The sequence below is a fragment of the Rhizobium sp. C1 genome, assembly GCF_021026335.1.
GTDB lineage: Bacteria > Pseudomonadota > Alphaproteobacteria > Rhizobiales > Rhizobiaceae > Ensifer_A.
Window position 1 is genome coordinate 16,245 of the sequence record NZ_JAJNCY010000011.1, and the last position, 21,731, is coordinate 37,975.

The following is a 21,731-nucleotide window of genomic DNA, read 5'->3' on the forward strand; positions in this document are numbered from 1 at the left end:
CCTACTTGTCCTCCAGCGCCTTCACGAGACGCTCGAGCGCCACGCGCAGGTCGCGCGACTCGGACTGATGCGCCTCGATCCAGTCGCGCAGCATCTGCTGTTCGGTGCGCATGTTCTTGACCAGTCCCTGAATCCCTTCGGCGAGATTGGCCATCGCAGTCGTGGCGCGCTGGTTGGAGGCACTTTCGCTGGCAAGCCGCGACAGCTGCTGCGTGACAAGCCGGATATCGTCCTGAGCCTGCAGGGGCATGAGTGGCGACGAGCCGCTTCCCGCCTGAGCGCCGAGATCGCTGGAGACATCGGTGACGGAGGACAGCCATTCTTCCAGCTCGTTGTAGAAACGGTTCTGCGCCCGGCCCGCCTGCAGGTCGAGGAAGCCGAGGATAAGCGAGCCGGAAAGACCGAAAAGCGATGATGAGAAGGCGGTCGACATGCCGGAAAGCGGCGCGGACAAACCCTCTTTCAGGGCGCTCAGCACATCTGCCGTGTCGCCCGAACCCACGCTCAGCGACTGGATGACGGAACTGATCGACCCGATCGTTCCCAGCAACCCCCAGAACGTGCCAAGCAGGCCAAGGAAGACGAGAAGCCCGGTGAGATACCGCGTCGTGTCGCGCGATTCATCGAGGCGGCTGGCGATAGAATCGAGAATGGAACGCAACGCCACAGTCGAAATCGCCATGGTGCGATTGCCGGCGAGAAGCATGCGCATGGGCGACAGGAGAACCGGCGCGCGACCCGCCTTTTCGATACTGCCGGCGGCGCGAAACGCATTGAACCAGCGCACTTCCGGGCGAAGCTTCAGCACATGACTGAAATTCAGGATGATGCCGATGACCAGCACACCCAGAATGAGACTGTTGAGGCCCGGATTGGAAACGAAGGCGGCATGCGCCTGTCGGTAGAGAATCGCCGCGACAAAGGCCGCCAGGATGATGAAAATCGCCATGGGCCAGAAATAGGCCATCGGGCTCGACAGCTTCTGAACGTAACCCTCGTTCTGGACGACCCGCTCCCTCTCGACTGCCACATCCAGATCCGACATAGACTATGCACCTCCAGCAATTTGGCGCGAGGTTAGTGGAAGACTGCGTTGAAATGAAGCGTAAAAACATGTGCGCTTCAAGGCCTTGCACAGCTTGGTTGCCAGCTTGGCCGGCTAGTTTGCTGCAGCCGCCTGCGGCTGACCGGGCACATGGAAATCAGCCGCCATGCCAGCGAGATCGCGCGGCTTGCCGGCAAGCTTTTCGATCGCAGCCACGGCCAGCCCGTTCGCCACATAATCGGTCTTGTGCCCAACGCCCTTGAGCCAGAGGAGTTCCGAGTTGGGGATATCGCGCTTCAGACCGACGGAGTGAATCTCCTCCGCAACGATATCGTCGCTGTCGCCGGTGATGATCACCGCCGGCGCGGTGATCTGCCTGTACTGCTGCGCCATGGTCCTGACAAAGGCATCGAGCCCTGAAACGTCCATGGCGTTCGCATAGAAGGCACCCGGCCGCAGAATCATGCCCGGCATTGTCTCGGCGACATAGTCCCTCGGCATCGGATTGGGCGCAAAGACCGCCCGGCTGCCGCTATCGATCCGATCCAGCCCCACCGGCAGAAGCATCGTGTAGCGGAAGATCGTGCCGATGACCGGCGTTGCCGCGAGATCATAATACCAGTCGACACCACCATTCCAGGGATGCGTCGCAGCCGACAGGAAGAGAAGGCCGATGGTCTTGTCGGGGTGACGTACGCCGAAGCTGGCCGCAATCGCCCCGCCCAGCGAATGGCCGACAATGATGGCGCGGCCGATGCCCTTCTTGTCGAGAAGCCGCGCGATCGCGTCAGCCTGCCCCGCCGGCGTGTCGTTTTCCGCCCCCCCGCGATCGGAATAGCCATAGCCCGGACGGTCGACGAAGATCAGCCGGGCCCGCCCCTCCAGCGGCTTTCGGAAGGCGAAGAGCTGATCGCGCAGATTGCCGCTCGCGCCGTGAATGAAGACAATCGGCGGCAGATCTGCATCCGATCCTGCGGGAAGATCGACGCTGTTCAGCGCATAGCCACCGATATCGGTTCGTGTGCCGATATTCGGATAGACAGTTTCGAATTGCGCGGTCTTCCACTCCGTGAACACGAATCCGGCGGCGAGCGCGGCGAACGGAACGAGGGCGGCCAGCGCCAGAAGGACTTTCAACATGTCGGGAGCGATTCGGTTGAAATGGATGATGAAAGACTTACGCGCGAAAGACGCGCATGGATCGCTCAGGTCTTGTTGCCGTCGAGCTTTTCCGTCAGCGCACGCACATGGGTCTGCGCATCGCGATCGGCAGGATAGAGATCGATCACGCGCTCCCAGACGGCAAGTGCCGCGGCATCCTGCCCGGCATCTTCCAGAATCGCCGCCATGCCCGTCATGGCCCCGAAATGCCGGGGCTCGCGCGCCAGAACCTGGGCAATATCGGCCATGGAGCGTTCGTAATTGCCGGTCTTGAAATGCAGCGTGGCGCGCTTGTTCCAGCTGCCGGCGTAATCCGGCTTCAGGGCGATCGCTTCATCCAGATAATCGAGTGCTGCCGCATATTGCTGTTTGCTCTCGGCCGCATCGGCCGACCGCAACATGAGATCGACGGTCGCACTGCCCGAAACGTTCCACACCGCCCAGATATCGCCGACAATGCGCTGGGCTGCAGCCGGATCGCGCACACGCTTCAGTTGCGCAAACAGCTTGTCGAGCTTTTCGGAAGGAGAAATGGCGGCCAGAGGCGGTTCCTGCGGCTGCACAGGCGCGGGTGGCGCGGCGGCGGCAGTCAGAATCAGAACTGGCAGGATCAGGGTCGCAAGAAAACGCATGGCGGAGATCGTACTCCGCCATGGTCGAAGATCAACAAAATTATGCTGCATCACGCCTCAGCCTCTGAAAGGCTCGACAGGCGCGGCGCGCGCAATCAGCCCTGACGGGCCTTGTAGCGCGGGTTCAGCTTGTTGATGATGTAAATGCGGCCCTTGCGGCGAACCAGACGGTTTTCGCGATGGCGGGCCTTCAGCGACTTGAGCGAATTCTTGATCTTCATTTTTTTGATCCGCGTGGTTGGAAGAAACGTCTCCGTTCCTTCATCACAATCTATACAATCAAAAGCGCGCCGACGGGCGCGCTCTTCAGGTTGGCGGCGTGATACAGTTCCATGACACGCCTGTCAACGGTCTAGAACCCGAAACACGGCATTTTCAACGTTTCAAAACCGTGACATGCCCCATCTTGCGACCCGGCCGCGCCTCGGCCTTGCCATAGAGATGAACGAGCGCATCCTTCGTCTGGAGCCAGTCTTCGACTGTCTCTATATCGTCGCCGATCAGATTCTGCATCACGCAGTCCGAATGCCGGACCGGATCCCCGAGCGGCAGGCCGGCCACCGCGCGGATATGCTGCTCGAACTGCGAAACGATGCAGGCGGCTTCCGTCCAGTGGCCGGAATTGTGGACGCGCGGCGCCATTTCATTGGCAATCAGCGAACCATCGGCACCGACAAAGAACTCGACGCCGATCACACCGACATAGGAAAGCTTGTCGAGGATTGCCTTGGCAGCTTCCGTGGCAGCCTCAGCGGTCGCGGTCGAAACCGACGCGGGAAGCGTCGAGGTATGCAGAATGCCGTTCTGGTGGACATTTTCCGCCGGATCGTAAGCCGCGAAGCTTCCGTCGACGCCGCGCGCTGCGATAACCGAAACTTCGCGCTCGAAGGCAATGAAGCTCTCGAGAATCAGCGGCACACCGCCAAGGGCCTCATAGCTAGCCTCCGGATCGTCGCCCTTGCGGAACACCCGCTGGCCCTTGCCATCATAGCCCATGCGGCGAGTCTTCAGCACCCCCTGCCCGCCAAACTCGGCCAGTGCAGCGACGAGATCGTCCTGGCTGTCGATGCGGCGGAACTGCGCAGTGGGGATCCCGCACGAGGCGAGGAATTCCTTTTCCGTCAGCCGGTCCTGCGAGACTTCCAGCGCCCGCGGCGGCGGATAGACCGGGCGCGACAGCGCCAGCGTCTCGGCTGCATCCACCGGCACGTTTTCGAATTCGTAGGTGACGATATCGCAGGCGTCCGCCAGTTCGGCCAGCGCATGCGGATTGTCATACGCACCGACGATCTGCCTGTTCGCGACCTGTGCAGCGGGACAATCGGCCTGCGGCTCCAGGATCACTGTTCTGAAATTGAGGCGGGCGGCGGCAATCGCCAGCATGCGGCCGAGCTGACCGCCCCCGATAATGCCGATCGTCTTCATAGACATTAACTATTATCCACAGGGTAGTCGGCGACCGATGCGGTCTGGCGTGCGCGATAATCGTCGAGCTTCAGCGCGATGTCTTCGTCGCTCAGCGCCAGCACGGCGGCGGCAAGCAAAGCGGCATTCACCGCGCCTGCGCGACCGATGGCGAGCGTGCCGACGGGGATGCCGGCCGGCATCTGCACGATGGACAGAAGACTGTCCTGACCCGACAGCGCCTTCGACTGAACCGGAACGCCGAAAACCGGCAGCGGCGTCATAGCCGCCGCCATGCCCGGCAGATGCGCAGCCCCACCGGCACCGGCGATGATCACCTTGAAACCTTCATCGCGCGCGCCTTTGGCAAAGGACACCAGACGATCAGGCGTACGATGTGCCGAAATGATCCGGGATTCGTAGGGAATTCCAAGCATATCCAGCGTGTCGGCGGCATTCTTCATGGTTTCCCAGTCTGACTGGCTTCCCATGATGATGGCTACAGGCGGCGGGCCGGCATAGGTCATGTCGTGCTCCATCTCAGGCAATTATGTCCGGGATGATCTGGTCCTCGATCTTGGTCAGAGTGTCCTTGATCGCCAGTTTCTTCTTCTTCATCCGCTGGATGCGCAAGGCGTCGCAGCCGACGGTGATCATGGCATTGATCGCGGCGTCGTAATCTTCATGCTCCTGCCTGAGCTTCGCGGCCGACATCCGCAATTCCGCCTGATCCTGGTCTGCCATCCCATTCCCCGTTCTGTAGCGCCTTAACATCATACACAAATATTGCGCCCGCGCCTCCTATCACAAAAAATGCGTTTACGGGAAGTTATCCCTCGCCACGATTTCGCCTTCGACAGGATTACAATTCTGTGACACACTTTCGGGTGTTACGGCTTGGGGTGCCCTGAGACGATCCGGGGTACGGGCCATTAGGGAAGGAAGGACGTGCCACATGAATATTGAGGCTCATCTTGCAACGCTTACGAAGAGACATGGAGATCTTGAGGAGGAGCTCCACTCGGCGATGAACCAGCCTTCATCTGATACGACCAAGATCAAGGAAATCAAGCGGCGCAAGTTGCGCATTAAGGATGAAATCGAGCGTATTCGCTCATCCATTCATTGACACATGCATTCATCCTTCGCCTGACCGGCGAATGACACCGACAAAGCCAGAGACCGGCATGCAGACCATGCTTGTGAGACCGGCCTCTGATCAAGTTGAGAAATACGCCATCGGAATTCCTTCAAGCGTCTTCACACGACGCGTCGGTTCCGATGGCTTTGTTTTTTTTGAGGATCGCTGCGGCGCGGCGCTGGCGGAAGCTTCAGGCCCAGAACTGATCGAGCCAGAGATTGAGCTTGTTGAAGCCTTGAGCGTTGATCGAATAGATCCGCTTTGTACCCTTTGCCGTCACTTTCACCAGATCGCTATCCAGCAACGCCTTAAGATGTTGCGACACCGCCGGTCGGCTGATCGGCAGGCCCTCAGCCAGTTCGTTGACGGTGCGGGGCGTCCGACGCAGCTCTTCAAGCAGATAGCGCCTGTTCGGATCGGCAATCGCAGAAAATGCATCGGGCTTCGACATACGCGGACCCTAAAATAAACCCGGCCCTGCGGCAAGGATTTTGTGCGGTGCAAACAAATAAAAACGACGTTTTTAGAGAGACTTGCATCATTTTTGCTCCGGTCCCTCAACTTCTGAGCAACTGCAGTATAGCCTTGAGTCGCCGCCGGACGCAATGAGGCCCTTTGCGAGGGAGGCCAAGCTTGTATATGAGATCATCAAGGACGCCGTGACAAGCTGAGGCCATGGCCGGGCTCTTGCCGCGAACGTCCCGAAAGCGTGACGGCCGGATGAAGGCCCACGAAGACCCGATGCCTGAAGGAATGCGCCAAAACATGTCGAAGTTCGAAGACCGCTGCCGCCTCGTCCTGATCGCACCCGATATCGAGGATGCAGACGAAAGGGCGCGCCTTGTCGGCGACGCATTGAAAGGCGGAGACGTGGCGACCGTCATCGTGCCGTCCTACGGACTGGCGGATGCCGAGTTTCAGCGTCATGCCGAAACGCTCGTGCCGGTGATTCAGGCGGCCGGCGCAGCCGCGCTCATTGCCGGCGACAGCCGGATTGCAGGCCGGGCCAAGGCCGATGGCCTCCACATCGACGGCCCCGCCGCCGACCTTGCCGAGGCGGTCGAGAAATTCACTCCGAAACTGATCGTCGGCGCCGGTCGCGTCAGCGACCGCCATCAGGCGCTCGAGGTTGGCGAATGCGGCCCGGACTATGTCTTCTTCGGCAAGATCGGCGGCGACATCAAGCCGGAGCCGCATCCGAAGAACCTTGCGCTGGGCGAATGGTGGGCCTCCATGGTGGAAATCCCCTGCATCATTATGGGCGGGACGGACCCCGCCTCAGTCCTTCCTATTGCCGAGACGGGTGCGGAATTTGCGGCTCTGTCCACCGCCGTCTTTTCCGAGCCCGGCCGTGCGGCCATTGTCGTGGCTGAGGTCAATGCGCTGCTTGACGAAAAAGCGCCACGGTTTGAGTAAGTAGTGTCGTCATGCGTGGGAACCTTCTTCTTCGTCGAACGGCAATGGCAGTGCTGCTGGCCGCCCTTCTGGGTGGCGGAGCGGAACGTGCACGTGCGACGGACGACCTGCCGGGCGTGAACCTGCAGGACGGCACGGGAGAGGATGACGCCGCACCGGCAGATGCGGGATCAGCCAAGACCTCGCGCGTGACAACACCGTCCATTGCAAAGGATGCGCCGCTTGACGGAAAGGTCATCGGTCCTGACGGCAAGCCGGTCGATCAGTTTTCAAAGCCCGACGAGACGCCCTCCACCGGCACAGGCCTTTACGACCGCATGGGTCTGCGCCTTCCCGACCTGCCGGCAGAAAAACCTTTCAAGGGCAAGGTCGATGAAGCCTATGGCGCGTTCCAGCGCGGCTATTACATTACCGCACTCGACAAGGCGCTGCCTCGCGCACAGCTGGGCGACCCTGCCGCACAGATGCTGATTGCCGAGCTTCTGGCCCGCGGCATGGGCGTCAAGCAGGATATCCAGAAGGCGCTCTTCTGGTATTCGAAGGCCGCTGATGGCGGCGATCCCTCCGCCATGTTTCGCTATGCGCTCATCCTGATGGAAGGCCGACTGGTCAAGCAGGACAAGGCGCGTGCCGACGAACTGATGCACAAGGCGGCAGATGCCGGAAACGCGCTGGCCGCCTTCAACTGGGCGCAGATCCTCGTCTCGCAGAAGCCCGGCGAGGAAGGTCTTCGCAATGCCCTGCCCTACTACGAAAAATCGGCTGAAAAAGGCATTGCCGACGCCGAATATGCGCTCTCCCAGATCTATCTGAACCTGCCCGATCTGCCGAAGGAAAAGCGCGACAGCGCCAAGGACTGGCTGTTGCGCGCCGCCAAGGCCGGCTATGACACGGCGGAACTCGATATGGCGATCTGGCTGATCGACGGCATCCAGTTCCCACGCGACCAGGACGCAGGTTTCGCCTGGATGTACCGCGCCGCCTCCGCCGGCAACGTCGTCGCGCAGAACAAGCTCGCCCATCTCTTCATTCAGGGCATCGGCACGAAGCAGGACGTCGCCGAGGCTGGCAAATGGTATGTGCTTTCGCGGCGCGCCGGCCGCGAGGACAAATATCTCGAAGACGCCTTCCAGGGACTGACCGATCAGCAGCAAAAGGCCGCCATTGAGGCCGCCAACAAGCAACAGCGCCTGATCCGCCTGCGCTAAGGGCGCCGTTCCGCGTTAAGCCTGACGCTTAAGGTTAAAAAACTGTTTACATTGAAACACTTGTCCCGATTTGACAGAACAATCATGCCTTCGGGTCGGGTGGCATGACCGGAAGCAAGGTCATTGGGCGCGGATCGCGTGTCATAAGGGATCGGCCTTCCGCAATATTCTGCGGCGCCCGCAATTGCATGCGTCGCCAATGAAGCTGTCGCCGCTTCGTTGACGAACCGGGGAGCGACCGGCGCGGCCATGCCGGTCGCTCTTTCAGCTTGAATATTTCCGCAATTTGTGATCATGGAAGCCGCATCAGGCGGTCTTGCGGCCGCAACATATCAGCATGGACATTCTCGAATGAAAATCAGCGGCGGCGAAATCCGTCCGGGCAGCGTTATCGAGCATAACGGCGGGCTCTGGGTGGCGGTCAAGTGCAATACGGTCAAGCCCGGCAAGGGCGGCGCGTTCAATCAGGTCGAAATGAAGAACCTGATGGACGGAACCAAGCTCAACGAGCGCTTCCGCACCGTCGACACCGTTGAGCAGGTTCTTCTGGAAAAGAAGGACTTCCAGTATCTCTATGAACAGGGCGACGCCCTCGTCTTCATGGACGTCGAAAGCTACGAGCAGCTGGAACTGCCTCAGGAATTCGTCGGCGACCGCGCGCGCTTCCTGAAAGACGGCATGATGGTCACCGTACAACTCTATGGCGAAAAGCCGATCGGCATCGCACTCCCCGACCAGCTGGTGCTGGAAATTGTCGAGGCCGACCCGGTGGTCAAGGGCCAGACGGCGGCCTCGTCCTACAAGCCCGCCATCCTCGAAAACGGCGTACGCATCCTCGTTCCGCCCTTCATCGCGACGGGCGAGCGCGTTCTCGTCGACACCAACGAACTCACCTACCTGCGCCGCGCCGACTAAGATCGGACGCGGCATCGACCAGGCCGGAATACTGTCCGGCCGGTCTGTTTTTTGACAAAGGAATTCGTATCATGGCTCGTTCAGCCCTTCTAAACGTTATGGTTCAGGCCGCCTTCAAGGCCGGCAAATCGCTGTCGCGCGATTTCGGCGAGGTTCAAAACCTCCAGGTGTCGGTCAAGGGCCCGAGCGATTACGTCTCCCAGGCCGACCGCAAGGCTGAAAAGATCGTGAAGGACGAACTCCTGAAGGCGCGTCCGACCTATGGCTTCCTCGGCGAGGAAAGCGACGAGATCAAGGGCACCGATGGCGCCCATCGCTGGATCGTCGATCCGCTCGACGGCACGACCAACTTCCTGCATGGCATTCCGCAATTCGCCGTGTCGATCGCGCTCGAACGCAACGGCGAGATCGTCGCCGCCGTCGTCTTCAATCCGGCCACGGATGAACTCTACACCGCCGAAAAGGGCGGCGGTGCCTTCCTCAACGATCGCCGCCTGCGCGTGGCTGCGCGCAAGGAACTCTCCGACAGCGTGATCACCTGCGGCGTACCGCATCTCGGCCGTGGCAACCACGGCAAGTTTCTCGTTGAACTGCGCCATGTCATGGGCGAAGTCGCCGGGATTCGCCGTTTTGGTGCTGCCTCGCTCGACCTCGCCTATGTCGCTGCCGGTCGCTGCGACGGCTATTGGGAAACCGGCCTTGCCGCCTGGGACATCGCAGCCGGCATTCTCCTCATCAAGGAAGCAGGCGGCTGGGTTTCCGATTTCGATGGGAAGACCAACATGATGGAGACCGGCTCGGTCGTCGCGGGCAACGAATACATCCACAAGGCTCTGCTGGAAGTGACGCACCGCCCGATCCCGAAGGGCTGAGAACCACATTCTCCGGCCGCAACCCATTGCGGGATTGCCGCCGGAACCTGAACCCCGTCTCCGCGTTTGATGGCCGGCGTCCTTGCGGACGCCGGGCGCGCGCACTACCTGTCAGGTCTTCGCGTTCTGATCTTGCGGCAGCCGCTTCCGGCTTCCGGACCAAAGCAGCAGGGGCGACATGCGGGCAATTGCAATTCTGAACAAGGATGCTGGAACCTTGAGGACAATGGACCTCGAGGCCTATGTCAGCCTGCTCGAGACCGCGTTTGCCGCCGAGGGACATGAGGTCGACTGCCGCATTGTTGCGGGCCGCGACGTCGTCGCCTCGCTGAAGGCCGCAGCAGCGGAGCCGCAGACCGATGCCCTGATCATCGCCGGCGGCGACGGCTCGGTTTCGGCGGCCGCCGCCATTGCCTGGAAAAGCGGCCACCCGCTTGGCGTCATCCCGGCCGGGACGATGAACCTCTTTGCCCGCGCCATCGGCATTCCGCTCGACGTTAACGCCGTGCCTGCGGTTCTGGCCGAGTGGAACGTCATGGACGTCGACATCGGGGATGCAAACGGCAATCCCTTCGTTCACCAGTTCAGCGCCGGCATGCATGCGCGCATGATCCGCCTGCGCGAAAAGATCGCCTACAAATCCCGCCTCGGCAAGATTGCCGCCAATATCCGCGCGTCCTTCGGCGTGCTTCTCGATCCGCCGGCCTTCGATGTAACCTACACGATCAATGGCAACGAGGAGAGCATGAAGGTGTCGGCCATCTCCGTCTCCAACAATGCTTTCGGGCCGAGCCCGATGCTCATTTCCGAACGGCTGGACGGCGGCCATCTCGGGCTCTATCTGGCGAAACGGCTCAACTGGCGCGGCGCGCTTCACCTCGCCTTTGATCTCTTCCGGGGCAAGCTGAAAGAAAACATCGCCGTAACCTCCGAACTCGTGCAGGAGGTGGAATTGCACTTTCCCCGCCGCACACCCACGGCGCGATGCGTGCTCGACGGGGAACTCATGCCCCTGCCACGCGACATCCGCATCTGCATCCATCCCGGCGCGCTGAAAGTCCTTGGCCCTGCCCCGGCAATAGCCTGACCTTCAAAAGAAGAGGCCGCGCATTCGGCAGAATGCACGGCCTCTCTTGAAACAAGTGCCGACCGGATCAGATGCCCGTCACGCCGTCCGAGCCAATATAGGCGATACGCAGCATGTTGGTCGAACCGGGCGTGCCGAGCGGAACGCCGGCCGTGATGATGATACGGTCGCCTGGGCCGCCGAAACCTTCGCCGACAACGATGCGGCAGGCGCGGTTGACCATATCGTCCAGATCCGTCGCATCTTCAGTCACGACGCAGTGCAGGCCCCAGGCGAGCGACAGGCGGCGCGCCGTCTTGACGATCGGCGACAGCGCCAGGATCGGCATGGCGGGGCGTTCGCGCGAGGCGCGAAGACCGGTCGTGCCAGACGCCGTGTAACAGACGATGGCGTTGAGCTTCAGCGTCTCGGCGATCTGGCGGGCCGCAAGCGAAATCGCGTCTGCTCCCGTCGGGTTCGGTTCCGAACGCTGGGCATGGATGATGCCGGTGAAATACTGGTCTTCCTCGACCTTCTGGGCGATAGAGGCCATGGTCGAGACGGCCTCGACCGGATAGGCACCCGAGGCGGATTCCGCCGACAGCATGACGGCATCGGCACCTTCGAACACGGCCGTCGCCACGTCGGAGACTTCGGCGCGCGTCGGCACCGGCGCGGTGATCATCGATTCCAGCATCTGCGTCGCAACGACAACCGGCTTGCCGGCCCGGCGGCAGGCGCGCGTCAGCTGCTTCTGGATACCGGGAACCGATTCGAGCGGCATTTCGACGCCGAGGTCACCACGAGCCACCATCAGCGCGTCGGACAGTTCGATAATCTCATCGATGCGTTCCAGGGCCTGAGGCTTCTCGATCTTCGACATGATACCAACGCGGCCGCGCGCCATCTTGCGAACTTCTGCCAGATCTTCCGGCCGCTGGATGAACGATAGCGCCACCCAGTCGACATCGTTGGTCGCCAACACCGCTTCAATGTCGGCGCGGTCCTTCTCGGTCAGCACGCCCACGGCGAGCAGCGTATCGGGAAGACTGACGCCCTTGCGGTCGGAGATCGACGTGCCGGAAATGACTTCCGTCACAATGCTCTTGCCGTCGCATTTGATGGCTTTCAGGTGCAGCTTGCCGTCGTCGATCAGCAGGCGGTCGCCGGCCTTAACCGATTCCAGAATTTCCGGATGCGGCAGGAAAACGCGGGTCTCGTCGCCCGGCTCTTCCTTGTTGTCGAGCGTGAAGGTCTGACCCGGCGTCAGCGTCACCTTGGTATTGGCGAACTTGCCGACGCGCAGCTTCGGGCCCTGAATGTCGGCCAGAATACCGATTGGCCGGCCCATGCGCTTTTCAACATTGCGGATGCGCGAAATCAGCGTCCGCATCGTGTCGTGGCTCGCATGGCTCATGTTGATGCGAAAAAGGTCCGCACCCGCCAGGAACAGCTTTTCGATCATGGCCTCTTCAGAAGAAGCGGGGCCGAGTGTGGCTAGGATCTTGACCTTACGGTTGCGTCTCATTTGCTCTGGCTTTCCTGGGTTCCCGACGAATCGGTGAGCTGAACCATCCAGCTCCCCTGCTTGCCGGTGTCATATTCCTTGAAGCCCATCTGCTGGTAACCGCGCGCGAAGCAATCCTTCACGCCAACGATCTTGAACTCGTTTTCGGCCACACACATCTTCACGTCGCCGGTCCAGCGCCCGCCACGGGCGGCGTCCTCGGCGTAAAGATAATAGTAGCGCGATTTCAACTCGCCCTCGATCAGCGTGGCGCAGGTCGTTGCCGGCACCTGCCACCAGCCCTCGGTGATCCAGCCTTCGCTGGCGCGATAGCCGATGGCGACACCGACGAGGTTTTGCGTTCCGTTGCAAACCCGGAAATCGGCGCGCGCTTCACTTGCCGGAAGAAAGGCAGGTGCAAACGCGAGCGTAAACAGCACGGCAGGCGCAGCGAGGCGCTTGGCGATGCGGTTCGGGGATGGGTTTCGAGTTGAACGGTTCACGATTTCCGTTGTGGCTCCATGATGGGTGGTCTTGTCGTTTTGCGCTGCCATAGCCCGAATGTCAATGAGAGTTTCAATCGATTAGTATCGTGTCCGGTTGGGAATGCGCGTTGTAGTCAACGAGCCATTTCTGGCCTTGAACGACACTCCCTGCCATGCCATCACTCATTGTCGATAAAATGACAATCCTGCAATACCGGTCACGGGCGCTTTATGACTCAACACCAGGCCTACCGAAGGATCGGCGGAAACTCCGCCGCCGGGCTCCTGATCATTGCCGATCACGCCACGAATCATGTTCCGGCCGACTATGACGCACTCGGCCTGCCAAAGGAAGCATTCGGCCGTCACATCGCCTACGATATCGGGATTGAGCCGCTGACGGAGCGGCTGGCCGCCATGCTGGGCGCCCCGGCGGTTCTGTCCTGCTTCTCCCGTCTGCTGATCGATCCCAATCGCGGCGAGGATGATCCGACCCTCATCATGAAGCTGTCGGACGGCGCGATCATTCCGGCGAACCACCCGTTGAGCCCCGCCGAACGTCGCCGTCGCATCGAGACCTGGCACCGCCCCTATCACATGGCCGTCGACAAGGCGATCGCGGAGGTGGCGATGGCGGCAGGCAAGGCGCCTCTGGTCATCTCGCTGCATTCCTTCACGCCCTATTGGAAAGGCTTTCGCCGACCCTGGCAAGCCGGCGTTCTCTGGGACACCGACCACCGCGCCGTCCATCCACTCATCAAGGCGCTGGAAAACCGGGGTTATGTCACCGGCGACAACGAACCCTATGATGGCGCCCTGAAAGGCGATACCATGTATCGTCACTGCATGCGCAACGGCATCCCGCATGTGCTGCTCGAGGTGCGTCAGGACTTGATCGCCGACCGGCGCGGGGTGGACGAGTGGGCCGGCGTTCTGGCACCCATCTTGACCGAGATGAACGCCATGCCGGACCTGCATGAATACAGGATCTTCCAGTCCCGTACCGGCGCGTACGAATAAGATCAGGACTATGGAAAGGAGTCGCCCCATGGACGAACTGACCAAAGAACAGCAGACCGAACTCGAGGCCGCCGCCTTTCGCCGCCTCGTTTCCCATCTCCAGCATCGGCCGGATGTGCAGAATATCGATCTGATGAATCTCGCCGGCTTCTGCCGCAACTGCCTGTCGAACTGGTATCTGGAAGCAGCCAGCCAGGCAGGCCTGCCGGTGACCAAGGACAAGTCCCGCGAGGCCGTCTACGGCATGCCCTATGACGACTGGAAGAAGCTGCATCAGCGCGAGGCGAGCTCAGATCAGCAGGCCGCTTTCGAAGTGAACCGGCCGAAAGAATAATCCGGCAGGATTGGCGCGCCGGTCGCGCGGGCGGATCGAGCAACGCTCCAAAGAATAACGCGGAGAACCGCAACATCCCCCTTGACCTCGAACGGGGTTCGCGGCACGTCACCCCATTCCTTGGCGGGCAATGCGTATTTCCAGCAAAATTGTGAAACAGTTTACCATCCGGCAATACCCAGAGCCGTAAGACGCCAAGCTTGAGATACCAAGCCCGACCTCATGCGGCAGTGCCCAATGCAGGAGCATGACATGAAAGAAGAAACCAAAGCCGTCAAAAACGTCGCCGCAGCAAAACTGCGCCAGTTCATCGAGCGCCTCGAAGAAGAAAAGGCCTCGATCGGCGGCGACATCAAGGACGTCTCTGGCGAAGCCAAGGGCCGTGGCTAACAACCCCCTTCAATTTTATGTTTTTACTTCTGAATCAATTACTTAGAATAAAAACACTTGGTCCATTCACGATGTGTTGGCCCACCCTAAAACCGGACGAAAGAAAGGAATGATAATGGACGAAATCGCGACGACGGGAACCGTCAACGTAGCCGCAGAGGAGTTGCGCCAATTCATCGAGCGGATTGAGCGACTTGAGGAAGAAAAGCAGTCGATCGCCGACGACATTAAAGATGTCTTCGGGGAAGCAAAGTCGAGGGGCTACGACACAAAAGCCATGAAAACCATAGTCAGGCTGAGAAAAAAAGACGCGAACGAACGCCTGGAAGAGGAATCTATTCTTCAAACATATATGTCGGCACTCGGAATGGAATAAAAGAAGGGCGCCAAGCGTCCTTTTCTTAAAGCATGCTGATCCGCAGGTGGCGCTCTAAAGGTTGATGGCGTCCGGCAATCTCGAGCGTATCTAGTTTCGTCGAGATGCCATTTATCGCCGAGTTGGCCGCATGAGCGTTGACGGATCTGGTTGGCGAACGTGCGGCCGAATTTCTCCGCCCACAGCCGTACCGTTTGATGCGAAACCATCATCCCCCACGCCGCCAACATGCCTTCCACCATCCGCAGGCTGGGCGGAAACCGGAAACACAGCCAAACGGCGTGGGCGATGATTTCAGCTGAAAAACGACGGCGGCGGCAGAGAGGATCTCGGTCTGTCATGACCGAGCATCCCACATTCAGGTCCATCCTTCATTAAGTTGACGATGGCCTTTGATTGTCTTGTCTGCGGCCCAGTGTCTCATAGGAAGAGCGAAAGCATGAGCGCGTTTGTAAGCGTTTCATGCTTTCACCCGCCTCTGCTTCAACCGTAAAGATCGGGCAGATCCGAAAGCACCGTCTGCGCGCCCGCGGCAAAGAACCTGTCGGCAATCTGACGGTCGTTGATCGTGGCGACGGCATATTCGATGCCGCTGTCGGCGAGACGCTTCAGGGCGTCTTCCGGCATGAACTCGTGCTGTACATGCAGGACCTGGCACTTCGTTTCGTCCAGCAAAGCCTTAGGATCGCGTGGCGGGACAACGACGGCAAAGGCGCGCGGAACGTCTGGCATGAGGCGGGCGGCGGCATGAACAGAGCGGATCGAGAAGCTGGTGAAGAACAGCTTGCCGCGACCCGCCGGCCACAGGGTCTTCATGGCGGCCAACGCGACTTCCGCCGTCTCGATATCGTCGCCGGCGGTGGGCTTCAGCTCGAGTTGCAGGCCGAGATCGAGTTCGAGGACGACCTCAACCAGCTCTTCGAGCGTCGGCACGCGCGTGCCGGCAAAGTCGGGGCTGAACTTGCCGCCGGCGTCCAGCTTTCGAACATCTTCGAACAGCGTATTGCCGACAAAGCCGGTGCCGTTGGTGGTGCGGTCGAGGCGGTCGTCATGGATGATGACCGGCTTCATGTCGCGGGTCAGCTTGACATCGACCTCGACCCAGCGTGCACCCTTTTCGGCGGCGGCACGCATGGCGGGGAGCGTGTTTTCCGGCGCCAGAAGCGGCGCGCCGCGATGGGCGATCAGGGCATCGGGAACAACGGCATTGCGGCGTTCGCGGGTGGCAAGCGGTCTTGGATCGGTGAAGGGCATGGAATTGGTCTTTCAGTGTGTAAATGAGGGAAGAGCCGTGGCGCATGAGACGCCACGGCAGGGACGTTGAGGTCAGGAGAGGATCAGTTCAGCGTGACCTTGCTGACGAAGGTCTTCTTGATGTCGTCGCCGAAGGGCTTGGCGACCCAGAGGGTGGAGAACTTGCGCTGGGCAGCCGGGATGAGACCGGCGGAAGAGTCCGCATCCGGGTTCTGCGGTGCAATGCCATAGGACTTGGCGAACTGCGTCTGCGTCTTGCCGCTGGTCAGCCAGTTGATGAACACGAGGGCCGCGGCCTTGTGCTTCGAATTGGCCGGGATCGCGACAACATTGCCGCCGCCGGGCATGCCGAAGTCCGGGATATAGACCTTCACATCCTTGGAGACTTCGCCCTTGTTCTGCAGGCTGGCGATCAGGTCTTCCCAAGAGGCGACCAGCTTGAACTCGCCGCTGTTGACGCGCGACACGCTGTCATTGTTGGAGGCGGTGATGACGTAATTGGCCTTGTTGGCCTTGAACCAGTCCCAGACGGGGGCAAGCTTGGCGAGCTTTTCCGGCGTGGTCGCGCCGTTGTTATAGTCGTCGTCCTTGACGATGTTGCGCGCGACCGACTCGATGAAGGCCGGGCCGGAACCGCCGTTTTCGGTGTTGAAGCCGAATTCGCCGGGGTTCTTCTTCATGAAGGCGACGAAATCGTCCAGCGTATGCGGAAGCTCGGCCTCCGTGATGCGGGCCGAATTATAGGCGATTGCCGTCTGGTTGCCCCAGAAGGCCGGCGCATAACCCTTGTTGTCCACGCCTTCGATATTGTAGCGCAGCTTGCCGCCTTCCGGCAGCAGCGGCTTCAGCGGGCCGAAGAACAGCTCTTCCGGCTTGAAGGTGGCAAGCGCGCCGCCGCCGATCGACATCACGTCGATATCGCCCTCGGGGCGCGACTTCTCGGCGATCAGCTTGTCCTGGTTGGCCTTGTAGTCGCCGTTGGAGAGAGTGACCTTGATGCCGTATTCGGTCTCGAAGGCCTTGACGTCTTCGCGCAGGCGGTCCTGATAATACCACTGGAACCAGCTGATATTACCCTCCTGCTTGGCCTGGGCGACGATTTCGTCCCAGGACATCTGGTTGAGATCCTTGGCGGATGCGGATCCTTCAGCGGCTGCCAGCGGCAGGGCTGCGGCGAGCACGAAGAGTGCGGCTTTCTTGAACATGGTGGATGTCCTTTGGTGGTGGTTGGGAAACGGGTTGGGGATCGGGAGAAACATCGCCGTCATCCCTTGCCTGCCGCACCGGACGCGCCGGCGCTTTTCAGCAGGCGCTCGGCAATCAGCATCAGGAGCACATTGGGGACGACGAGGATCAGGGACACGGCCGCAGCACTCGGCCGGATGAAATTGTAGCCCAGATAGGAGAAGAGGATGGTCGGCACGGTGGTGAAGTCCGGCGCGCCGACAATGTAGGAGATCGCGAACTCTTCGATCGACAGGATGAAGACGATGATGAGCGCGGCGAGCAGCCCCGGCTTCAGAACCGGCAGATAGGCATGGCGGAAAACGGTCAGGCGGCTGGCGCCCAGATCCCGCGCGGCATCGATCAGATCCTGCCGGACGCCCGAGAAGGACACGGTCAGCAGGCGGATCGCGTAGGGCAGAAGGCACACCGTGTGCCCGATGGCGATGCCGAGGAAGCGCGAGTAGATGCCGAGCTTCGAGAGAATGGTGACATAGAAGATCGCCAGTACGAAGAGCGGCATGGCGAGCGGCAGAAGCGTCAGAACCTGCGCCGCCGCCTTGCCGCGAAACTCCATGCGGCCGAAGGCGAAGGCGGTCGGCAATGCCAGGAGGATCGTGGCGATCGAGACGGTCAGCGCGACCGTGTAGCTGTTGACCAGCGCCTGCTGCAGCCCGGTCGTCGTCCAGATTTCGACCCAGCGCCGGAACGAGAGAACCGGCGGCAGGACATTGGGATAGGCCCAGGGATGAGAAGGATCGACCAGCGACCACAGCACCGCCATGCCGAAGGGCAGGACGAGGGCGAAGAAGAAAAGCACGAGCGCGAAGAGGATCAGCGCGCGATTGCGCCAGCGCTCTGCGGGACGGAAAAGCGTGGCCATGATTTATCTCCCCGCCCGCTTGACAAGGAACTGCATGAGACCGGCCAGCAGGATCGAGCCGCAAAGCGAGAGCCCCATGAGCATGACGGCGACGACGGCGGCGAGGCTGACGCCCTGAAGCCCGTTGTCGGTCTCCATGCGCACCATGAATTGCGCCATGGAATTGAGGCTGGTCGGACCCGCGACCGCCTGGAACGTGTAATCGCCGGCAGCTCCGATGAAGATGATGATGAGAGCGGCCTGCAGCGACCGCAGCGTCAGCGGCAGCACGACGCGGCGCAGCCGCCCGAACGTGCCGGCACCGAGATCGCGCGCGGCATTGAGCACATCGTCGCTGATCGCGCGCACCGAGCCCGACAGGATGAGGAAGGCGAGCGGCATGTTCTTCCAGACCTGCAGGACGACCACACCGATCGCATAGGGGTCGTTCTGCATGCGGATGGGCCGCGCGGCGAGGCCGAGGCCTACCAGCGCGACATTCAGAAAGCCCTGGAAGGAGACGAAATTGACATAGAGGAATGCGGCGACCAGCCCGTGGACGAGGATCGGCGCCTTGATCAGCGCGCTGACGAGATCCGACCCGGCAAAAGGCCGACGCAGCCATAGCGCCACCGGATAGGCGAAGGCCACCGAGAGGATCGCGCCGAGCGTTCCGATCCGCGCCGAATAAAGGAAGGCGCGCCAGAACTGATCGCTTTCAAAGGTCACGCGCCAGGCTTCCAGCGACAGCGAGACCTTGCCGGACACATCCGTCCAGGTGACGGACTGGCTCACCGCCATGCCGATGACAAGCGTCATCAGCACGATAATGGGCGCAAGCCCCGGGATCAGCAGCAGATAGGGAGCGAGGGTCCGGCGCGAGCTCATGTCACGGCCTCGTTGAGAAAGCGGAACCGCTCCGGCGCGATCTCGATGGTCATCGTATCGCCGGGGTTGACCGCGCTGGCGCCATGCCCGAGGCCATGTGTCTGGATGCGCCAGCTTTCGCCGTCGCTCTCGCCCCGCCCGGCTTCCAGATCGACCAGATTGCCGAGATAGGTGCGGGAGCGGACCTGCAGGCGATAGATATTCGTCTGCAAAGAGCCGGTTTCGTGATGGGACACGATCCGGGCATCTTCCGGCCGCCAGCACAGATAGACATGCGGCGCGACAGGCGGAACGTCCGAGCGGACCACGGCCTCGCCCAGCGGTGTTGCCACCTTGTAGAGGCCGTTCGTCCGGTCTTCGGCGACGACCTTTGCCGCCATGATATTGGCCGTACCGATGAAGTCGGCGACGAAGCGGTTGGCGGGGCGGCGATAGATGTCTTCGGGCGCGCCCATCTGCTCGACCACGCCGGCGCGCATGACGACGACGAGATCGGACATGGCAAGCGCTTCGGCCTGATCATGGGTGACGTAGACGGCGGTGAACCCTTGCGCCCGCTGCAGCGACCGGATTTCGGCGCGCACCTGATCGCGCAGTTTCGCGTCGAGATTGGAGAGAGGCTCGTCGAAGAGCATCACGCCCGGCCGCACCGCCATGGCGCGGGCAAGCGCCACACGCTGCTGCTGGCCGCCGGACAGTTGCGCCGGCAGACGCTCAAGCTGTGCCGACAGCCGCACCTGCGCCGCCACCTCCTCGACGCGCGCCGTCATCGCGCTGCCGGAAAGCCGCTTCTGGCGCAGCCCAAAGCCGATATTGTCGGCGACCGTCAGATGCGGAAAAAGCGCGTAGGACTGGAAGCACATGGCGGTATCGCGCCGCTCCGGCGGAATGCCGGCCATGTCCTGGCCCTCGATCTCGACCCGTCCGCTATCGAGCGGAACGAAGCCGGCAATGGCACGCAGCAACGTCGTCTTGCCACAGCCCGATGGACCCAGCAGCGTCACCAGCTCGCCCTTGCGGGCGCTGAAACTGACGGCATTGAGAGCCTGGAACCTGTCATAACGAAGACTGGCGTTCTCAACCCTGAGCGCGGGGGCGTCGCTGACCATCACATAACCTTTCTCGAAATCGATCGCGTTTCTGCGCCCGATGAAAAGGCTTTATCATGCGTTATGTATAATATTTATGACCGTTTGTGATAGTTTGCGAAATATCGCCAATCCCTCCGTTGAAGGGCATATACACCGCTGATTGCGCTTGCAGCGGAAATTTTGAAACATTATGCATAATTTAAGCATGCAGGGCTGCGCCGTCTGGCCTGGCTGCAGCGAAAACCGAACTGCGGAAGGAGAGGCCATGAGGAAACAGGCGCAGCCGGACCTGTCGGGCAATGAGCGGATGGTGCTGGAGATCGTCCGCCGGGCCTCGGGCGGCGTCATGCGATCCGCCCTTGCGCCGCAGACCAATCTGACCCAGCCTTCCGTTCATCGCATCGTCGATACGTTGCTGGAGGCGGGCCTGCTGAAGCTTGGCGAGGCTGTCGTGCACGGGCGCGGCAAGCCGAGCCCGGCGCTGCAGCTGAACAGCGAAGCCGGCTACACGATCGGCATCTCCGTCAACACCGACTGCGTTTCCTTTGGCATCTGCGACCTCGCCTGCAACATCGTGCATGAGGAGATGCTGGACGGAAAGCCGGACAACCGCCGCGACACCCTGTTCCTGCTCAAGCAGCGCACGCGCGACGCGATGACTGCCCGCGGCATCGATGCATCGCGCCTGATCGGTGTCGGCTTCTCCATGGCCGGCTTTTTCGTGGATAGCGCGCGCCGGTTCAATGCACCGGAGCCGCTCCGCGACTGGTCTCTGGTCGATATCCGCAGCGAACTGGAAACGTTGTTCGATCTTCCCGTGCTGGTCGAGAATAACGGAACGACCGGGGCGATCGGCGAATCCGCCGTGGGGGCCGGGCGGAGGTTCCCGACCTTCGGCTATCTCTCGTTCAACTACGGTTTCGGCGGCGGCATCGTGCTCGAGGGCCGGCCGCTGTTCGGCGCGTTCGGCAATGCCGGCGAAATCAGCCGCGTGTTCACCGCGGAAGAAGGCCCCTCGCGCCCTGCCCTTGGCGAATTGCTGAAGCGTCTGAACGCCCGCGGCGTTGAAGTCGCAAACATCCGCGAGCTGCGCCAGCGCTTCGATCCTGCCTGGCCCGGCGTCGACGATTGGGTTCAGGAAATCACGCCCGCGCTGAACCGCGCCATCGACATGCTGCGCGCCGTGATCGACCCCGAGGCGATCGTGTTCGGCGGCGAGCTGCCGCATGCATTGGGCGAGCGGCTCCTGCAGGTTTCCCCTTCGAAATCGCTGACGCGCTACGGCGTGGAAGCGCCGTTTCCGACGCGCCTTGTCAGCGAAATTGCCGGTGATCCCGCCATCGTGGGCGCTGCGCTCATTCCACTCATGGAGCGCTACTTCCTCTGGTCGCTGCCAAAACCTTAAACTTGGCTTCGTTCGAAAAAAATCGATTTCTGGCG

25 protein-coding genes and 2 pseudogenes are annotated in these 21,731 nt (G+C 61.2%); 11 read left to right on the plus strand and 16 right to left on the minus strand.

The window, feature by feature from the left end:
- Position 1 precedes the first annotated feature (1 nt).
- From LQK83_RS19085 to LQK83_RS19115, 7 genes are all read right to left on the minus strand, one after another.
- Positions 2 to 1,045: a flagellar motor protein MotA gene (locus LQK83_RS19085; protein WP_230838992.1), complete on the minus strand. Its 1,044-nt coding sequence runs from the start codon at positions 1,043 to 1,045 to the stop codon at positions 2 to 4.
- Positions 1,046 to 1,159: 114 nt separating this feature from the next.
- The gene (locus tag LQK83_RS19090; RefSeq protein ID WP_230838993.1) at positions 1,160 to 2,185 is read right to left on the minus strand and encodes an alpha/beta fold hydrolase; all 1,026 of its coding nucleotides are present in this window, start codon (positions 2,183 to 2,185) and stop codon (positions 1,160 to 1,162) included.
- A gap of 65 nt (positions 2,186 to 2,250) precedes the next feature.
- A complete protein-coding gene (locus tag LQK83_RS19095) occupies positions 2,251 to 2,847 on the minus strand; it encodes a tetratricopeptide repeat protein (RefSeq protein ID WP_230839169.1) in 597 nt (198 codons plus the stop codon).
- Positions 2,848 to 2,933: 86 nt separating this feature from the next.
- Positions 2,934 to 3,059 carry a type B 50S ribosomal protein L36 gene (ykgO, locus tag LQK83_RS19100; protein WP_109856780.1) on the minus strand — a complete coding sequence of 42 codons (126 nt, stop codon included), beginning with the start codon at positions 3,057 to 3,059 and terminating at the stop codon, positions 2,934 to 2,936.
- A 154-nt stretch (positions 3,060 to 3,213) separates the two neighbouring features.
- Positions 3,214 to 4,269 (minus strand): 5-(carboxyamino)imidazole ribonucleotide synthase, encoded by a 1,056-nt coding sequence (locus tag LQK83_RS19105; protein WP_230838994.1) that lies wholly within the window; start codon positions 4,267 to 4,269, stop codon positions 3,214 to 3,216.
- Positions 4,269 to 4,769 (minus strand): 5-(carboxyamino)imidazole ribonucleotide mutase, encoded by a 501-nt coding sequence (gene purE / locus LQK83_RS19110; RefSeq protein ID WP_442966798.1) that lies wholly within the window; start codon positions 4,767 to 4,769, stop codon positions 4,269 to 4,271. The genes LQK83_RS19105 and purE overlap by 1 nt, the downstream gene beginning before the upstream one ends.
- Positions 4,770 to 4,782: 13 nt before the next feature.
- Positions 4,783 to 4,986 carry a YdcH family protein gene (locus LQK83_RS19115; RefSeq protein ID WP_112695998.1) on the minus strand — a complete coding sequence of 68 codons (204 nt, stop codon included), beginning with the start codon at positions 4,984 to 4,986 and terminating at the stop codon, positions 4,783 to 4,785.
- Between the two features lie 211 nt (positions 4,987 to 5,197).
- On the opposite strand from LQK83_RS19115, the gene LQK83_RS19120 reads away from it, so the two are divergent.
- On the plus strand, positions 5,198 to 5,371 hold the full coding sequence (locus LQK83_RS19120; RefSeq protein WP_230838996.1) for a YdcH family protein: 174 nt from the start codon (positions 5,198 to 5,200) through the stop codon (positions 5,369 to 5,371).
- Positions 5,372 to 5,573: 202 nt separating this feature from the next.
- On the opposite strand, the gene LQK83_RS19125 is transcribed toward LQK83_RS19120, so the two are convergent.
- Positions 5,574 to 5,834, minus strand: a complete 261-nt coding sequence (locus tag LQK83_RS19125) for an ArsR/SmtB family transcription factor (protein WP_109856776.1) — start codon at positions 5,832 to 5,834, stop codon at positions 5,574 to 5,576.
- Positions 5,835 to 6,148: 314 nt separating this feature from the next.
- Here LQK83_RS19125 and LQK83_RS19130 point away from each other — a divergent pair, with 314 nt between their 5' ends.
- The 5 genes from LQK83_RS19130 to LQK83_RS19150 all read left to right on the plus strand — a co-directional run bounded on the left by LQK83_RS19130 (position 6,149) and on the right by LQK83_RS19150 (position 10,881).
- Positions 6,149 to 6,799, plus strand: coding sequence for a thiamine phosphate synthase (locus LQK83_RS19130; RefSeq protein ID WP_230838997.1), 651 nt, complete (start codon positions 6,149 to 6,151; stop codon positions 6,797 to 6,799).
- A 44-nt stretch (positions 6,800 to 6,843) separates the two neighbouring features.
- On the plus strand, positions 6,844 to 8,007 hold the full coding sequence (locus LQK83_RS19135; protein WP_230838998.1) for a tetratricopeptide repeat protein: 1,164 nt from the start codon (positions 6,844 to 6,846) through the stop codon (positions 8,005 to 8,007).
- 351 nt (positions 8,008 to 8,358) lie between these two features.
- Positions 8,359 to 8,922: an elongation factor P gene (gene efp, locus LQK83_RS19140; protein ID WP_230838999.1), complete on the plus strand. Its 564-nt coding sequence runs from the start codon at positions 8,359 to 8,361 to the stop codon at positions 8,920 to 8,922.
- Positions 8,923 to 8,993: 71 nt separating this feature from the next.
- Complete coding sequence (locus tag LQK83_RS19145; RefSeq protein WP_230839000.1) at positions 8,994 to 9,794, plus strand: inositol monophosphatase family protein; 801 nt, start codon at positions 8,994 to 8,996, stop codon at positions 9,792 to 9,794.
- Positions 9,795 to 9,972: 178 nt separating this feature from the next.
- Complete coding sequence (locus tag LQK83_RS19150) at positions 9,973 to 10,881, plus strand: diacylglycerol/lipid kinase family protein (protein WP_230839001.1); 909 nt, start codon at positions 9,973 to 9,975, stop codon at positions 10,879 to 10,881.
- 67 nt (positions 10,882 to 10,948) lie between these two features.
- Here LQK83_RS19150 and pyk read toward each other — a convergent pair whose 3' ends face one another.
- Together pyk and LQK83_RS19160 are read right to left on the minus strand one after the other, a co-directional pair.
- Positions 10,949 to 12,388 carry a pyruvate kinase gene (gene pyk / locus LQK83_RS19155; RefSeq protein ID WP_230839002.1) on the minus strand — a complete coding sequence of 480 codons (1,440 nt, stop codon included), beginning with the start codon at positions 12,386 to 12,388 and terminating at the stop codon, positions 10,949 to 10,951.
- On the minus strand, positions 12,385 to 12,921 hold the full coding sequence (locus LQK83_RS19160; RefSeq protein WP_230839003.1) for a DUF1036 domain-containing protein: 537 nt from the start codon (positions 12,919 to 12,921) through the stop codon (positions 12,385 to 12,387). The genes pyk and LQK83_RS19160 overlap by 4 nt, the downstream gene beginning before the upstream one ends.
- A gap of 162 nt (positions 12,922 to 13,083) precedes the next feature.
- Here LQK83_RS19160 and LQK83_RS19165 point away from each other — a divergent pair, with 162 nt between their 5' ends.
- The 4 genes and pseudogenes from LQK83_RS19165 to LQK83_RS19180 all read left to right on the plus strand — a co-directional run bounded on the left by LQK83_RS19165 (position 13,084) and on the right by LQK83_RS19180 (position 14,972).
- On the plus strand, positions 13,084 to 13,872 hold the full coding sequence (locus tag LQK83_RS19165) for an N-formylglutamate amidohydrolase (protein WP_230839004.1): 789 nt from the start codon (positions 13,084 to 13,086) through the stop codon (positions 13,870 to 13,872).
- Positions 13,873 to 13,900: 28 nt separating this feature from the next.
- On the plus strand, positions 13,901 to 14,206 hold the full coding sequence (locus LQK83_RS19170; protein ID WP_230839005.1) for a DUF1244 domain-containing protein: 306 nt from the start codon (positions 13,901 to 13,903) through the stop codon (positions 14,204 to 14,206).
- A 252-nt stretch (positions 14,207 to 14,458) separates the two neighbouring features.
- Positions 14,459 to 14,593: pseudogene (locus LQK83_RS19175) on the plus strand (GapR family DNA-binding domain-containing protein); the annotation flags it as partial.
- A gap of 115 nt (positions 14,594 to 14,708) precedes the next feature.
- Positions 14,709 to 14,972, plus strand: a complete 264-nt coding sequence (locus LQK83_RS19180) for a DUF2312 domain-containing protein (protein ID WP_230839171.1) — start codon at positions 14,709 to 14,711, stop codon at positions 14,970 to 14,972.
- Between the two features lie 95 nt (positions 14,973 to 15,067).
- Here LQK83_RS19180 and LQK83_RS19185 read toward each other — a convergent pair.
- From LQK83_RS19185 to LQK83_RS19210, 6 genes and pseudogenes are all read right to left on the minus strand, one after another.
- A pseudogene (locus tag LQK83_RS19185) lies at positions 15,068 to 15,313 on the minus strand (IS6 family transposase); the annotation flags it as partial.
- Between the two features lie 142 nt (positions 15,314 to 15,455).
- Complete coding sequence (locus tag LQK83_RS19190; RefSeq protein WP_230839006.1) at positions 15,456 to 16,226, minus strand: glycerophosphodiester phosphodiesterase family protein; 771 nt, start codon at positions 16,224 to 16,226, stop codon at positions 15,456 to 15,458.
- An 83-nt stretch (positions 16,227 to 16,309) separates the two neighbouring features.
- Positions 16,310 to 17,431: an extracellular solute-binding protein gene (locus LQK83_RS19195; protein WP_230839008.1), complete on the minus strand. Its 1,122-nt coding sequence runs from the start codon at positions 17,429 to 17,431 to the stop codon at positions 16,310 to 16,312.
- Between the two features lie 59 nt (positions 17,432 to 17,490).
- Positions 17,491 to 18,333 carry an ABC transporter permease gene (locus tag LQK83_RS19200; protein WP_230839009.1) on the minus strand — a complete coding sequence of 281 codons (843 nt, stop codon included), beginning with the start codon at positions 18,331 to 18,333 and terminating at the stop codon, positions 17,491 to 17,493.
- A gap of 3 nt (positions 18,334 to 18,336) precedes the next feature.
- Positions 18,337 to 19,200, minus strand: a complete 864-nt coding sequence (locus LQK83_RS19205; RefSeq protein ID WP_230839011.1) for an ABC transporter permease — start codon at positions 19,198 to 19,200, stop codon at positions 18,337 to 18,339.
- Positions 19,197 to 20,309 (minus strand): ABC transporter ATP-binding protein, encoded by a 1,113-nt coding sequence (locus LQK83_RS19210; RefSeq protein ID WP_230839013.1) that lies wholly within the window; start codon positions 20,307 to 20,309, stop codon positions 19,197 to 19,199. The genes LQK83_RS19205 and LQK83_RS19210 overlap by 4 nt, the downstream gene beginning before the upstream one ends.
- A 247-nt stretch (positions 20,310 to 20,556) precedes the next feature.
- Between LQK83_RS19210 and LQK83_RS19215 the strand changes: the two genes are divergently transcribed.
- Positions 20,557 to 21,696: an ROK family transcriptional regulator gene (locus tag LQK83_RS19215; RefSeq protein ID WP_230839014.1), complete on the plus strand. Its 1,140-nt coding sequence runs from the start codon at positions 20,557 to 20,559 to the stop codon at positions 21,694 to 21,696.
- Positions 21,697 to 21,731: the final 35 nt, after the last annotated feature.